This is a genomic window from Ensifer sp. D2-11 (assembly GCF_054161295.1).
The window spans coordinates 1,425,445-1,439,525 of record NZ_CP096434.1 but is presented as its reverse complement, the minus strand read 5'-3'; the positions used below and the strand labels follow the sequence as shown (position 1 = coordinate 1,439,525).

The following is a 14,081-nucleotide window of genomic DNA, read 5'->3' as shown; positions in this document are numbered from 1 at the left end:
AGATGGTATCGCTGACGGTTAACGGCAGCTCGCATCAGATCGACGCAGACCCGGCGACGCCGCTGCTTTACGTGCTGCGCGACGAGCTGGCGCTCAACGGGGCTAAATACGGCTGCGGACTTGGGCAGTGCGGCTCCTGCACCGTCGTCGTCGATGGCGAGGCGGTGCTTTCCTGCATGGTACCGATCATGCTGCTGGAAGGGCGGGAGATCACCACCATCGAGGGTTTGGGAACGATCGACGAGCCGGGGCCGCTGCAGGAGGCTTTCATCGAGCTGCAGGCGGCGCAATGCGGCTATTGCATTCCGGGCATGATGATGAGCGCGCATGCGCTTTTGCGCCGTAACGCGCAGCCGAGCGAAGAGGAAATCCGCGAGGCGCTGGCGACCAATCTTTGTCGTTGCGGCACCCATATGCGGATTCTCGCGGCGATCCGGCGCGCCGGCGAACTGATGCAGGCCGCCTCGTTGCCTGCCACTGACCAGGGGAGGGCCGGCTGATGGGCATTCTTCAGGAAGAAATCACCCGCCGCAGCGTCATCACAGGTGCCGGCGGGCTTGTCGTCGGTTTCTCGCTCGGCCGCTCATTTGCCCAGGAGCTTCCGCCGGCAATGCCGCCGGCTCCGCCCGTGTCCCTGCCGGGCAGCCTTGACGACGAGCGTTTCCTCGATTCATGGATCCGCATCGATCCCGACAATTCGGTCACGGTCTTCACCGGCAAGGCGGAACTCGGGCAGGGCATTCGAACGGCCCTGTTGCAGGTTGCCGCCGAGGAGCTCGAAGTCGACCCCGCGGAGATCCGGCTGATAACGGCTGACACCGGCCGAACCCCGAATGAAGGGTTCACGGCCGGCAGCCAATCGATGCAAAACAGCGGTACCGCCATCAGGAACGCTGCAGCCCAGGTGCGGGCCCTGCTTCTGGCCGAAGCTGCCAGGCGCTTCGGCATGGCGGCGACGGAACTCAAGGCGGAAAACAAGGCGGTGCTGGCAAAAGACGGACGGCGGGCGACCTACGGCGAGCTCGTTTCCGGGCAGACGCTGCACGTGGAAGCTCAACCGCAATCGGCATTGAAGCCGCCTGGTACTTTCCGCGTGATGGGCAAAACACTGCCGCGCGTCGACATCCCGGGTAAGGTCACGGGCCAGCCGGCCTATGTTCATGATCTTCGCCTGGAAGGCATGCTGCATGCGCGCGTCGTGCGCCCGCCGAGCCCCGCTGCCAGACTTTCGGAGGTGGATGCGAGCGCCGCCGAGGCGCTGCCGGGCGTCCTCTCGGTCGTGCGCGACGGCAATTTCCTGGCGGTGGTGGCCTCGAAAGAGTTCCAGGCTGTGAACGCCATGCGGGCGCTGGCGGCGGCCGCGCGGTGGCAGGAAAACGAGACGCTTCCCGATCAGACCGACCTCCCGGCGGAACTGCAGAGGCTCGAGAGCGAGGCGGGGACGGTCGCCGAGGCCGGCATGCTTTCGTCTGATGGCAAGATCTTCGAGGCGACGTTTAGCCGGCCCTATCAGATACATGGCTCGATCGGTCCGTCCTGCGCCGTCGCGCAGATGAAGTCGGACGGGGCGTTGGAGGTCTGGTCGCACACGCAGGGTGTCTTTCCCGATCGGGCGGCGATCGCCGAGATGCTGGCCATGCCCGAGGACAAGGTCCACGTCATCCATATGGAAGGGTCGGGCTGTTACGGCCACAATGGAGCCGATGACGCGGCTGCGGATGCCGCCCTTATCGCCAGCAAACTCCCGGGCAAGCCGATCCGGGTCCAGTGGATGCGGGAGCAGGAGCACAGCTGGGAGCCCTACGGTCCTGCAATGCTCATGAAGATCAGCGCCGCACTGGACGATCAGGGCAGGATCGCCAGCTGGACTTATGACCTCTGGAGCAATACCCACTCCACCCGCCCGGGCGGCGCCGGTGCGCTCCTGGCGGCGCGCCACAAGGCCGAAGCCTTCCAGCCGAAGCCTGCCAAGCTCAATATCAGCCCGTCGGGCAACGGCGACCGAAATGCCAATCCGCTCTATGTGATCCCGAACAAGCGCGTGCTCTGGCATTTCCTGGCAGACATGCCGCTTCGCGTATCGGCGCTTCGCGCGCTTGGCGCCTATGCCAATGTCTTCGCGATCGAAAGCACGATCGATGAGCTGGCGCTGATCGCCGAAGCAGACCCGGTCGAATTCCGGCTACGCCATATGGAGGACCCGCGAGCCCGTGCCGTCATCGAGCTGGCCGCGCAGCGCTTCGGCTGGGACAAGGCGCAAATGCCCCGCAACCGCGGACGCGGCTTCGGTTTCGCCCGCTACAAGAACCTTGCCGCCTATCTGGCGGTGGCGATGGAGGTGGATGTCGAGCCCGAAACGGGCCGTGTTCATGTGATTCGCGCCGTTTCCGCTATCGACAGCGGCGAGATCGTCAACCCGGACGGCATCCGCAATCAGACCGAAGGCGGAATTTTGCAGTCGATCAGCTGGACGCTCTATGAGGCCGTCGCCTTCGACCGGACCAGGATCACCAGCACCGATTGGTCCAGCTATCCGATCCTGCGCTTCGCCAGTGTCCCGGAAAGCGTGGAGGTCCATATCGTCGAGCGTCCCGGGGAACCTTTCCTCGGCACCGGGGAGGCGGCCCAGGGCCCGGCCGCCGCAGCCGTCGCCAATGCGATCAGGGATGCGACCGGCAAGCGCCTTTACGATCTGCCATTTACCAGGGATCGGATTCGAAGCGCCGTCGGGCGCGCGTGATCGCAGCGGCAGGTCCTCACGACAGCCGGTATTGCTGGAAGACCTGCAGGAAGAGTTCGCGCTCCGTCGTGATGTCGAGCTTTTCATAGATGCGCGCCCGGTGGTTCTTGACCGTGCCCGGGGCGATCCCGAGCCTGGACGCGATGGTCGCGTTAGGATGTCCCTGCAAAATGAGGGCGACGAGTTCCCGCTCCCGTGCCGTCAGGTCCGGCCACAGGATCAGCGAGGCCTGGACGGCACTCACCGGCGCTTCCCCCATGGCTTCGGGTGTGCTGGTTCGCCTCAGATTGGGGTCGCGCGTGTGGGTATCGGTTGCGTGCAGTGCTTCGAAAACCGGAAAACGACTGCGCAGAGCCGCGACCTCGCCATCGCTGAACATCGATGTGGAGCGGTCGAGAAAAATGCCTAGGCACCAATCGTCTCCGTCTTCCAGCAGGATGCCGACCTCGTCGCAGATTTCAGATTGCGCCAGGAACTCCGCTATGTAGCGGCCGCGCTTGGGAGCGTCGTCCGCCAGGCTCTTGAGAGGCACGATCCCTGCGCGCCTGTTCAGGCGCCAATAGGCATAGAACGGATCGAATACATAATAGGTATCGAGATAACGAGCCATCTCGTCGGAGTAACCGCGGTGCTTGACGAATTCGGGCTTGCGGGTGGCGGAATAACGGGTGACCGTGATCAGGTTCTGCGGCACCACGGCTCCGATCATGTCGATCAGCCGGTCGACATGCCTGTCGGTGCCGGTGGCGCTGATCGCTTGCGCCAAGATCTTCCAGAACCCATCGCCGCTCATAAGTTCGTCTAGCACTGTTCCCCCCGCCGGTCATTGTGCCTTTTGGCACATTTCCTGGCCGAAAATTCCCACCTACGCTTCCTCCATCAGGAAAGCCATGGAGGTAAGACCTTGGAAAACCCAATCGTGATCGGCATCGACGCGGGCGGCACGATGACCGACACCATCCTTGTCGATCAAAACGGGCACTTCAAGATCGGCAAAGCCGCGACCACGCCGAAAAACGAGGCCGAAGGCTTCATTTCGTCCGCTGCCGATGCCGCGGACGCCTGGGGTATCTCCCTCGACAGTCTTTTTTCCGGTCTCGACGTGGTGCTCTATTCCGGCACCGGCATGCTCAACACCTTGCTCTCGCGGACCGGCCGCAAGCTTGGTCTGATCACCACCAAAGGCATGGAGGACATGGTGCTGATGGGCCGCGGTCTGCAGGCCTGGGCCGACTATTCCTATGCCGACCGGCTCCATGCGGTCACTCACGCCCACCCCGATCCGCTGGTGCCGCGCCGCCGCACCCATGGCGTTACCGAACGCATCGACCATTTCGGCGACATCGTGCTGCCGCTCTACGAGCACGAGGTAACCGCCGCGGCCCGTGCGCTGATCCGCGACAAGGTCGACGCGATCTGCATCATGACAATCTTCAGCCACGTCAATCCGGTACATGAAAAGCGCATCGCCGAGATCTGCCGCGAGGAGGTTGCCGCCGCCGGAGTCGGGATCATAGTCTATACCAGCCACGAGGTGCGCCCGGTGATCCGGGAACAGTCGCGGCTGAACTCGGTGCTGATCGAAGCCTATGCGACATCGCGCGGGCGCATGCAGCTCAGGGGTATCGAGGAGGCCACGCACAAATACGGCTTCAAATACGGCGTGCAGACGCTGCTCTCTTTCGGAGGGTTGACGTCGATCAACCATCCGCGCCTCCACGAGACGATGATTTCCGGGCCGATCGGCGGCATTCTCGGAGCGGCCTATGTCGGCAAGCTCATCGGCAATGATTCGCTGATATGCTCGGACATGGGGGGAACCTCCTTCGACATGGGCGTCATCTCGCGCGGCCAGACCCGCATCGAGAACGAGCCGTTGATGGACCGCTTCAAGCTCAATGTGCCGACGCTTCATCTCGACACGATCGGGGCGGGCGCCGGCATGATCCTCAAGGTCGACCCATTGACCAGGAAGGTATCGCTCGGGCCTGAAAGCGCCGGCGCAGACCCCGGTCCGATCTGCTTTGCGAAGGGCGGCAGGGAGCCGACCATCGCAGATTGCGATGCGATCCTCGGCCGGTTGAACCCGTATTACTTCCTCGGGGGCAAGGTGGTGCTCGAGGTCGAGAAAGCACGCGCGGCCTTCAAGGAAAAATGCGCGGACGTGCTTGGCGTTGGTGTAGAGGAAGCGGCTGAAGGCATGATCGACATGCTGGAGCAGGACGCCAATAACGCGCTGCGACGCGTTATCTCGGGCCAGGGCATCCATCCTTCCGAGTTCACGCTTCTTTCCTACGGCGGCTCGGGCCCGCTGCATCTTGCCGGCTGCTCGAGGGGGATCGGGTTCAAGGACATCATCACGTTCCAGTTCGCGGCCGCTTTCTCCGCCTTCGGCTGTACGACGGCCGACTATATGCGCCGGCATTCGGTGTCGACCCAGATCGATATCGGCGCCCGCGCCTCCGACGACAGGCTCGCTGCAGCCGGCGCGCAGGTCACCCGGGTGTGGCAAGACCTCGAAAAGGCCGCCGTCGACGAGATGCTGACCGACGGTCATGCGCGGGAGAAGATCAGGACCGTCCCCTTCTTCATGGCCCGTTACACCGGCCAACTGGAGGACGTCGAAGTCATTGCGCCGCTGTCGTCCATCAACGGTCCCGATGACATGCGCGTGGTGCTGGCGCAGTTCGAGGAGGTCTATGCCAAGGCCAACCACCGTGTCTCGAAATACGGTGAGGCGGGCTTCTCCCTGATGGAACTCGGCGTCATCGCCACCGCCGAAAAGATCAAGCCGGTACTTGTCAGGCGGCCTCTCGGGACCGCCGATCCGCAATCCGCCCACAAGGGCGTGCGCGAAGCCTATATCGGCGGCCGCTGGCACAGGGCCAATCTCTACGAGATGGACCTGCTTGAACCCGGCCACGAGGTGATCGGCCCCGCAATCATCGAACACCCGGCCACGACGCTGGTGGTGCATCCGAACGATCGCGTCTTTATCGATGAGTGGACGTTGCTTCACTACAACCACGCCTGAGCTGAAGGATGACAAACATGCTGGACAAAACGGCAAATCCCCTGCAGCGGCGGCTGCTCGAATCCGAACGGCTGATGGAGGAGACCGGCTGCTATAACGGCATCACCGAACTTCGGCTGCGCAGGCAGGACCCGCTGAAATTCGAGACCCTCCACACGAAGCTGCGCGCCTATTGCGTCTCGGCTCGCGAAATGGCCCGTCGCATCTCCGCCTCGCCGGGGGTGCGGGAAGTCGGCGAAATGGTGGTGGCGATCTACACGCCGGAAGGCGACGCCATCGCGCTTTCGAACGGCATCATGGTGCATGTGCACACGATGAGCCGCTTCATCAAATGGATGATCAGAAACGGCTACGAGCAGAATCCATGCATCCGCGACGGCGACATCTTCGCCAACAACGACGCCTTCATAGGCACAGTCCAGGTGCCCGACGTCATGGATGTGGTGCCGATCTTCCATGAGGGCACGCTGGTCGGCTGGGCGGGCGCCGTCTGCCATGAGCTCGAGGCGGGTGGAATCACGCCCGGCGGCGATGTGTGTCTTGCGCAGGAGCGCTTCACCGAGGGGCTTTTCGTCTGTGCCGAAAAGATCGGCGAGAATGACGAGATCCGCCGGGATTACGTAATCCGGTGCGAGCGCAATCTGCGCATGCCGATCTACTGGGTGCTGGACGAAAAAGCCAAGGTCGCCGCCTGCATCGACATGCGCGAGAGCGTAAAGCAGCTCATCGACGAGGTCGGCCTCGAATATTGGCAGCGGCTTTCCAAGGAATTCATCGAGGAGGGAAGAAGAGCACAGCTTGCCCGCACACGGCAGTTGACCGTGCCCGGCATCTATCGCGGCCACACCTTCTACGGTCACGTGACCGAAGGCAAGCCGGGATTTCAGCCGCTCGCCGACCCGAACTGGCTGTACAATATCCCGATCGAGATGGAGATCACCAGCGAGGGCAAAATCAGGCTCGACTTCGACGGCACGCAGCCCTGGGGCTATCACTCGATGAACTGCACCCCGGCCGGCATGGACGGCGGCATGTTCGTAACACTCACCCAGCACATGAATTTCGAGGGGCTCGTCAATGACGGCGCCTGGATGGCGACCGAGATCAATATTCCGCACGGCACCTGGACCAACCCGGACAACGAGATGGCGGCGACAGCCACCTCCTGGGCCTTGCTGCTTCCGGCCTACGGCGTTTTCCAGCGGCTGCTCTCACGCGGTTTCATCGCGCGGGGCTTTGTCGAGGAAGCCTTTGTCGGTCAGGTGAACTCTCCGATGATCGAGATGGGGGGCACCAGCCAGTACGGCACCGGCTTTGGCATGGCGCATTTCGAATGCGCGGCCGCGGGCTCCGGAGCGCTGGCGATCAAGGACGGGCTCGACACTGCCTATGTCGGCTGGAACCCGGAATCGGACATGGGCAATATCGAGATCTGGGAACAGAACATGCCGATGGTCTATATCGGCCGCTCGATCGTGCCGAACTCCGGCGGCGCCGGAAAGTACCGCGGCGGCTGCGCCTTCATCTCGACCTGGCTCATCAACAAGACCGATCACCTACGCCTCGTGACATCTGAGCATTCCTCGCGCGTGTTCGACAATGGCGGCCTGTGCGGCGGCTATCCGGCACCGACCTGCGAGAAACATCACGCGGTCAGGAACTCCGATATTCACGAGCGCGCCGAACGCCGGGAGCCGCTCGCACATGCGCCGGGCACCGACCCACTGGTCTCGGATTTCGAGCGCACCTACAAAGGCGAACAGGTCTGGGAGGAGGGGCCCTACATCACCCGGCCCCACAAGGCCGGCGACATTTTCAGCCATGCCTATAACGGCGGCGGCGGCTTCGGCGACGTGCTAGAACGCGACCCGATCAAGACGGCATGGGACGTGGAAAACGGCTTCCTGACGCGCGAAGCCGCCGAGAAGGTGTTCGGCATCATCCTGAAGGAGGATGCCGAGGGTTATCCGCAGGCCGACATCGATGCGACCGTCGCCCGCCGGGCGGAACTGCGCAAGAAGCGGCTGAAGCAAGCCATTCCGGTATCGGAGTGGATCGCCAGGGAGCAACGGCGTGTGGAGGCTTCGGACTTCGCACCGGAGGTCGCAAAAATGTACGGGAGTGCGATGAAGCTCTCGCCGCGCTTTTCCAGGGAATTCAAGGAATTCTGGGGCCTTGCCTCCGATTTCGCCATCGCCGGGGAGAATTGAGCCATGACCGAATATTCGAAGGAAGTCATCAACGACCTCGTCAACGGCACCCTCCCCTGGCCGCAGACGCGGCGGATCATGAGCGCCTATAAGGACGACGACCGCTTCTTCAAATATCTGGCTGTGCTGCAGGACCGCGTTGCCTGGAGCGATCCGATCCTGCTGCCGGTCGGCGACCGGCTCTTCATCTGCGACAGCGCCGAGGGCCGGGTCACCCGCTGCGAATGCGGCTACTCCTTCGGCGACTATCGCAGGAACTGGAAGCTGAAAGCGGTGATCAACGTGCGCGACACCGAGGAGAGCTTGCGGGAAATCTACCCGAACAGCGATATCCCGGATCCCAAATGGATGGAGATCCGCGAGTTCTTCTGCCCCGAATGTGCGCATCTGCACGAAGTCGAAGCGGCAGCACCCGGTTATCCGATCGTGCATGATTTCGAACCGGACCTCGAAGGCTTCTATCGCGACTGGCTCGGCAAGCCTCTGAAGGATCTGTCATGACGGGCAGGCTCAAGGGCCGCAGTGCGGTCATCACCGGCGGGCTGACGGGGCAGGGGCTGGCGATCGCGGAGGCGCTTGCCGCCGAGGGCGCCAATGTCGCTGTAGGATCGTTCGTCCGCGAGGCGGCCGGCCGGCAGGGCGATGCCGCGGCCTATCCCGATCCGCAGGAGATCGTCGAGGTCCGGGAGCGGCTTGCCGCTGCCGGCACGGCTGTGTACGCCGGTCATCTGGATGTTCGCGACAGCGAGGCGATCGAGCAATTCGTGACGGCGGCGGAAGCCGCATGCGGCCCGGCCGACATTCTCGTCAATGCCGCAGGGACGACCGCCGAGCAGCCGGTGTCGGGCCATTCCGACGAGCTATGGCTGAAGATCATCGACACCAATCTGAACGGCGCATTCCGAATGACGCGCCGGCTGCTGCCCGGGATGATCGGGCGCAAATGGGGCCGCATCATCAATATAGGCTCGACGGCGGCCACCGTCGGCTGGAAGGACAATCCGGCCTATTGCGCCTCGAAGTCGGGGCTGCTCGGCCTCACCCGTTGCGTGGCGCTCGAAGGGGCGCCGCATGGCGTCACCTGCGTGATGATCAGCCCGACCTGGGTTGAAACGGAACTGATGCGCCGCAACGTTCAGCAGGTCCTCGAAAGGGAGGGCAGGGGGCGGACGATGGAGGAGGCGATGTCGGATATCGCCGCCCAGAACCCGCAGAACCGCATCATCCAGCCCGACGAGATAGCGGCCCTTGCCGCCTTCCTCTGCGGCGAGGGCGCAAGGGGCATCACCATGGAGAACATACAGATCACGGGCGGCGCACTTTGGTGAGCCGCCTTTCTGGTCTTTTGACGTGAGTTTCGCAGTGCATAAAGAACCTAAGAAGAGGGAACATGACAATGCTGAAACAGATCACTGCAATGACCGCCGGACTGCTCATGACGATCGACGTCGCCACTGCCGCTGAGCCGGAGAGTTGCAAGACCGTCCGCTTCTCCGATGTCGGCTGGACCGACATCACGTCGACGACCGCTGTCGCCTCGACCATTCTCGAAGCGCTCGGCTACGAGCCGCAGAGCAAGCTCCTATCTATCCCCGTCACCTATGCGAGCATGAAGAACAAGGACATCGACGTCTATCTCGGGGATTGGCAGCCGAGCATGGAAGCTGACCGCAAGCCGTTCCTCGAGGACAAGTCGATCGAGGTGATCGGTCCGAACCTCACCGGCGCGAAATATACGTTCGCCGTGCCGAAATACGTCGCCGACGCAGGCGTCAAGGACATTTCCGACCTTCAGAAGTTTGCCGAGAAATTCGGCCGGAAGATCTACGGGATCGAGCCCGGCAACAACGGCAACCGCATGATCCTCGACATGATCAACAAGGGCGACTTCGGGCTGACCGGCTGGGAGCTCGTCGAGTCATCCGAGCAGGGCATGCTCGCCGAGGTCGAAAGAGCGACAAAGGACGACAAGTGGATCGTCTTTCTCGGATGGGCCCCGCATCCGATGAACACGCGCTACCAGATCGATTACCTCTCGGGCGCAGACGCCTATTTCGGGCCGAATTACGGCGGCGCCGATATCTATACCAACATCCGGGCGGGCTATGCGCAGGAATGCCCGAATGTCGCGAGGTTCGTGGCGAACCTGCGCTTCACCCTGGAGATGGAAAACGAGATCATGAACGGGATATTGAACGACGGCAAAGACCCGAAGGAAGCCGCAGCCGATTGGCTGAAGGCTCATCCGGATGCAGTCGCTCCGTGGCTTGAAGGGGTGACGACATACGACGGTGCGCCTGGGGCGAAAGCGGTCGACAGCGCTCTGAAAAGCTAGCCAGGCTCCCGGGGCGCGGGGATGTGCATTAGGTCGATCCGACTTGGAAATCATTGTGACCTAAAGGGCGAGCTCGCGGCGCAGTGCTTCCAATCGCTCCATGGCCGTGACGCCGTCGCGGATGGTGGGGGCTGCTGTCGCTGTTCCCTCAAGCGCGGGAACGACGTCGGCGAGAAGCGAGTGATAGCCTTTCGGGTCCTCGTTCGCGGCCGCCGTGAAGTTCGGCTTCCAGGTTAGGCTGTCGACCGCATCGGAAAGCGTAGCCGCCGGATCGTCCACCTTGAAGGGCGGATTCCGGTACCAGCGCACTTCGATGACGTTGTCGATTTCGATGCGTTGATGATCGCCCATGATCTCGATGCGTTCGACCGGAGCCCCGCGCGATTGCGCAGTTCCCATGGCGATCGTGCCGATCGCGCCGCATTCGAAATCGAAATGCACGTGGAACAACACCTTTCCGCGCTCCTTCTCCACCTTGCGGGCCGAAAGCGCGGAGACCGGGGACACCAAGAACGATACGAGATCCATATAATGCACGCAGTGGTGCAGGAAGAAGCCGGTATAGTCCACGTTGCCGGCGAAATATCCGGGGGCGGTCATGTAGTAGCCGGTCAGGCCGTAGATATCCCCGAAGCGGCCGGAGCGCAGAATGTTCGCGGCGACCTTGTTGCCGGCCGAATAGCGCTTCATGAAGCCGACGAGCAGCGGCTTGCCGGATTTCTCCGAGGCCGCAAGCAGCTCCCGTGCGCCGGCGGTACTGCCCGAGGGCGGCTTTTCCATGAAGACGGGAAGGCCGCGGGCAAGCGCCGCCTTGCCGAAGGCGAGGTGCTGGTCGGGGCCGACGGCCATGCCGACCGCGTCGATGCCCGGCATGCATATCAGCTCGGCAGCATCGCTCGTCAGCCGCGACACGCCGAACTGCCGGCCGGCAGAGGCGAGGCGCTTGCCGTCTATATCGCAAAGCGCTGTGAGCTCGACGTCATGGCGCACGAGTTGCGGGAGCAGCATCTGGGTGGCGTGCACACCGCACCCGATCCAACCGATCTTGAGTGTCATCGACGATATTCCGTAAGCAGGATGTGGGATTTGATGAATTCGGCGCTGGCTCTGAGGCGTTCGCTTTCGTCCTCATGCGGCGGCCGCCACTGGGCCAGGGGCACTCCGAAGCGATCGTCGTCGCGGCGGAAGGGCTCCAGCGATACCGGCCCCTTATAGCCGATCTCGTGCAGGGCCCTGAAGACACCGACCCAGTCGGTGGCGCCGGTTCCCGGAAACCCGCGATGGTTCTCGTTCGCCTGGAAATGCACGACGCGTCTGCCGCCGAGCCGGATCGCCTCGGCCATCGAAGCCTCCTCCATATGCATATGGAAGGTGTCGAGCATCAGCTGCACCGCCGGGTGGTCGACCGCATCGAGGAGTTCGATCGCCTGTTTGGTCGTGCAAAGCACGTCGCTCTCGAAGCGGTTGAGCGGCTCGACCGCAAGCATAACGCCGAGGCTCGCCGCGCGGTCGCCGGCCTCCTTCAGCCCGGCGACCGCGCGGGCCTTGCGGGCGAGGCGATCCTCCTCCGTGACCGGCTGCGGCGCCCGTCCGGCGAAAACGAGTGGGTTTCCCGTCAGCGGACCGCCGACGATCCGAGCGCCGAGCGCAGCGGCGCAGTCGGCGGCATATTTCAGGTAATCGATGCCGGCGCGGCGGGCTGCGGGGTCATCGGAGCAGAGGTTGCGCTGGAGGTTCACGCGGGCGGCGAGCACGACGGAGAGCCCGGCTGCATCGAGCGCGTTGCGGGTCTCCGCGAGATCGAGTTCGCCCGGTTCGGGGACCAGCAACTCGACGAAATCGTAACCGAGGCTGCGCATCTCGCGAAAAAGCGGAAAGTGTTCGGCCGTGAACGGCCGGGCATATTGCATGGAGATCAACCCGACGGGGTTCATTTGGCTGTCCTCTTCATGAGCTTCACCCCTTCACCGCGCCCTGAGTAAGCCCGCCGACCAGGCGGCGCTGAACGAGAAGGAAGAGGATCGTTGCCGGCATGGCGCCCACGACCGCGCCGGCGGCGAGAAGGCCCCATTCGATCTGGTATTCGCCGATCAGCGTCTGGATGGCGACGGTGACGGGTCGAACATTCCGGCCGCCGAGCGTCAAGGCATAGAGATATTCGTTCCAGGCGGTGATGAAGATGTATATGCCGGTCGAAATGATGCCGGGCATCGTCAGCGGCAGAACGACGCGGCGGAGCGCCGCCAGCCGCGAGCACCCGTCAATCATCGCCGCCTCGTCGAGACTCTTCGGGATCGCGCCGATGTAGCTCGTCAGCATCCAGACGGCGAAGGGAATGGCTACCGTCGCATTGGCGAGAACCAGGCCGAAATGCGTGTCGAGGATGCCGACCTTCCGCATCAGGATGAAGAGCGGCAGAATGAGCAGCACGACGGGGAACATGTTGATCAGCAGGAACTGCAGCATCAAGAGCTTGCGCCCCGCGAAGCGGAAGCGCGAGAAGGCATAGGCGGCCGTCACGGCGACCGCCAGTCCGAGCGCGACCGTGCCGCAGGCAATAATCAGACTGTCCGTCATGTTGTCGAGAAAGGACGTCTGGCGCAGAAGCCGGAAATAATTGTCGAGGCTCCAGCCGGCGGGCGAGACCGAAACGCCTGTTGCGTTGAGCGTCGCGGTGGGCGTGAGCGAGGTCAGGACCATCCAGGCGAAAGGGGCCATCGCGAAGAGCACGATCAGGAGCACCGGCAGGTCGGTGGTCAGGATGCGGCGTGTGGTACTCGGCCTGTTCATCGTTCCACCTCGCGCATCGTGCGGATCAGATAGAGGGCGACGACCGCTCCGAGCAGGACGGTGAAGGTCACCGCGATCGCGGTGCCATAGCCGAAGTCGAGGTTCTGCCGGGCGCGGACGAAGGCATAGAGCGGCAACGTGTGGGTGGCATAGCCCGGCCCGCCTCCGGTCATGACGAAGATCACGTCCATCGAATTGGCAACCCAGATGACGCGGAGCAATCCCGCCGTCGCCAGGACCGGTGCGATGCCCGGGAGGGTGATGTGGACGAATTTGCGCCATGGCGTCGCGCCGTCGATGTCGGCGGCCTCATAGTGGCTCTTCGGAATGCCCTGAAGGCCGGCAAGGATCATCACGGCGAAGAAGGGAAAGCCCTGCCAGGTAAGGGTCGCGATGATCGCGTAGAGCGCGAGGTCGGGGTCGGCAAGCCAGGGTACCGCGGATCTTACGACGGAGAGGTGGATCAGGATGTCGTTCAGAACGCCGGTGTTGGGGTCGTAGATCCAACGCCACATGAGGGCGATCACGACGCTCGGGAGCGCCCACGGGATGATGATCAGCGCGCGTGCCAGCCCGCGCCATGGAAATTCACGGTTGAGGAGCAGGGCGGTCACGAGGCCGAGCCCCATCTGCAGCGGCACGGTGAGCCCGATCCAGACCGTCGTATTGCCAAGAGCCGTCCAGAAGACGGGATCGGCAAACAGTTTCGCGTAGTTTCCGAAGCCGACGAAACGGCTGGCATTCGGCTTCCACAAGATCAGGTCGTAGAAGCTGGTGATGACCGCCTGCAGCATCGGAAAGAAGACTATGAAGACCGTCACGAGCACCGCGGGCGCCAGCAGCATGTACGGCATGAGCCGCACGCTCCAGGGCGTGGGAATGGCGATATCGGCGGGATGGCGGGCGGTTGTCACGGTCATATCGTCGTTTTCCAGCCGGTGAAGGCTCTCGAAACTGGTCCCTTGTGCGGTT

General features: G+C 63.1%; 12 protein-coding genes. 7 read left to right on the top strand and 5 right to left on the bottom strand.

Annotation, left to right across the window (positions count from 1 at the left end; genetic code table 11):
• Nucleotides 1-2: 2 nt before the first annotated feature.
• Nucleotides 3-500, top strand: a complete 498-nt coding sequence (locus M1D34_RS23830; protein WP_498782594.1) for a (2Fe-2S)-binding protein — start codon at nt 3-5, stop codon at nt 498-500.
• Entirely contained in the window at nt 500-2,740 is a 2,241-nt protein-coding gene (locus M1D34_RS23825; protein WP_498782592.1) for a xanthine dehydrogenase family protein molybdopterin-binding subunit, read from the top strand. The genes M1D34_RS23830 and M1D34_RS23825 overlap by 1 nt, the downstream gene beginning before the upstream one ends.
• Nucleotides 2,741-2,756: 16 nt before the next feature.
• Here M1D34_RS23825 and M1D34_RS23820 read toward each other — a convergent pair whose 3' ends face one another.
• On the bottom strand, nt 2,757-3,533 hold the full coding sequence (locus tag M1D34_RS23820) for a helix-turn-helix transcriptional regulator (RefSeq protein ID WP_498784371.1): 777 nt from the start codon (nt 3,531-3,533) through the stop codon (nt 2,757-2,759).
• 111 nt (nt 3,534-3,644) lie between these two features.
• Here M1D34_RS23820 and M1D34_RS23815 point away from each other — a divergent pair, with 111 nt between their 5' ends.
• From M1D34_RS23815 to M1D34_RS23795, 5 genes are all read left to right on the top strand, one after another.
• The gene (locus tag M1D34_RS23815) at nt 3,645-5,774 is read left to right on the top strand and encodes a hydantoinase/oxoprolinase family protein (protein WP_498782590.1); all 2,130 of its coding nucleotides are present in this window, start codon (nt 3,645-3,647) and stop codon (nt 5,772-5,774) included.
• Nucleotides 5,775-5,791: 17 nt separating this feature from the next.
• The gene (locus M1D34_RS23810) at nt 5,792-7,984 is read left to right on the top strand and encodes a hydantoinase B/oxoprolinase family protein (protein ID WP_498782588.1); all 2,193 of its coding nucleotides are present in this window, start codon (nt 5,792-5,794) and stop codon (nt 7,982-7,984) included.
• A gap of 3 nt (nt 7,985-7,987) precedes the next feature.
• A complete protein-coding gene (locus M1D34_RS23805) occupies nt 7,988-8,485 on the top strand; it encodes an acetone carboxylase subunit gamma (protein WP_498782586.1) in 498 nt (165 codons plus the stop codon).
• Nucleotides 8,482-9,312 carry an SDR family NAD(P)-dependent oxidoreductase gene (locus M1D34_RS23800; protein WP_498782584.1) on the top strand — a complete coding sequence of 277 codons (831 nt, stop codon included), beginning with the start codon at nt 8,482-8,484 and terminating at the stop codon, nt 9,310-9,312. The genes M1D34_RS23805 and M1D34_RS23800 overlap by 4 nt, the downstream gene beginning before the upstream one ends.
• 68 nt (nt 9,313-9,380) lie before the next feature.
• A complete protein-coding gene (locus M1D34_RS23795; RefSeq protein ID WP_498784369.1) occupies nt 9,381-10,319 on the top strand; it encodes a choline ABC transporter substrate-binding protein in 939 nt (312 codons plus the stop codon).
• Nucleotides 10,320-10,379: 60 nt separating this feature from the next.
• Here M1D34_RS23795 and M1D34_RS23790 read toward each other — a convergent pair whose 3' ends face one another.
• The 4 genes from M1D34_RS23790 to M1D34_RS23775 are packed head-to-tail and all read right to left on the bottom strand — an operon-like array spanning nt 10,380 to nt 14,029.
• Nucleotides 10,380-11,375, bottom strand: coding sequence for a Gfo/Idh/MocA family protein (locus tag M1D34_RS23790; protein WP_498782582.1), 996 nt, complete (start codon nt 11,373-11,375; stop codon nt 10,380-10,382).
• Nucleotides 11,372-12,253: a sugar phosphate isomerase/epimerase family protein gene (locus tag M1D34_RS23785; RefSeq protein WP_498782580.1), complete on the bottom strand. Its 882-nt coding sequence runs from the start codon at nt 12,251-12,253 to the stop codon at nt 11,372-11,374. The genes M1D34_RS23790 and M1D34_RS23785 overlap by 4 nt, the downstream gene beginning before the upstream one ends.
• Before the next feature lie 22 nt (nt 12,254-12,275).
• A complete protein-coding gene (locus M1D34_RS23780) occupies nt 12,276-13,109 on the bottom strand; it encodes a carbohydrate ABC transporter permease (protein ID WP_498782578.1) in 834 nt (277 codons plus the stop codon).
• Nucleotides 13,106-14,029, bottom strand: coding sequence for a carbohydrate ABC transporter permease (locus M1D34_RS23775; RefSeq protein ID WP_498782576.1), 924 nt, complete (start codon nt 14,027-14,029; stop codon nt 13,106-13,108). Before M1D34_RS23775 ends, M1D34_RS23780 begins: the two co-directional genes overlap by 4 nt.
• Nucleotides 14,030-14,081 lie beyond the last annotated feature (52 nt).

What these genes read in the sequence shown, in the direction of transcription:
- M1D34_RS23830 (WP_498782594.1), top strand. Translation starts at nt 3, where the DNA reads ATGGTATCGCTGACGGTTAACGGCAGCTCGCATCAGATCGACGCAGAC.
- M1D34_RS23825 (WP_498782592.1), top strand. Translation starts at nt 500, where the DNA reads ATGGGCATTCTTCAGGAAGAAATCACCCGCCGCAGCGTCATCACAGGT.
- M1D34_RS23820 (WP_498784371.1), bottom strand. Translation starts at nt 3,533, where the DNA reads ATGAGCGGCGATGGGTTCTGGAAGATCTTGGCGCAAGCGATCAGCGCC.
- M1D34_RS23810 (WP_498782588.1), top strand. Translation starts at nt 5,792, where the DNA reads ATGCTGGACAAAACGGCAAATCCCCTGCAGCGGCGGCTGCTCGAATCC.
- M1D34_RS23805 (WP_498782586.1), top strand. Translation starts at nt 7,988, where the DNA reads ATGACCGAATATTCGAAGGAAGTCATCAACGACCTCGTCAACGGCACC.
- M1D34_RS23800 (WP_498782584.1), top strand. Translation starts at nt 8,482, where the DNA reads ATGACGGGCAGGCTCAAGGGCCGCAGTGCGGTCATCACCGGCGGGCTG.
- M1D34_RS23795 (WP_498784369.1), top strand. Translation starts at nt 9,381, where the DNA reads ATGCTGAAACAGATCACTGCAATGACCGCCGGACTGCTCATGACGATC.
- M1D34_RS23790 (WP_498782582.1), bottom strand. Translation starts at nt 11,375, where the DNA reads ATGACACTCAAGATCGGTTGGATCGGGTGCGGTGTGCACGCCACCCAG.
- M1D34_RS23785 (WP_498782580.1), bottom strand. Translation starts at nt 12,253, where the DNA reads ATGAACCCCGTCGGGTTGATCTCCATGCAATATGCCCGGCCGTTCACG.
- M1D34_RS23780 (WP_498782578.1), bottom strand. Translation starts at nt 13,109, where the DNA reads ATGAACAGGCCGAGTACCACACGCCGCATCCTGACCACCGACCTGCCG.
- M1D34_RS23775 (WP_498782576.1), bottom strand. Translation starts at nt 14,029, where the DNA reads ATGACCGTGACAACCGCCCGCCATCCCGCCGATATCGCCATTCCCACG.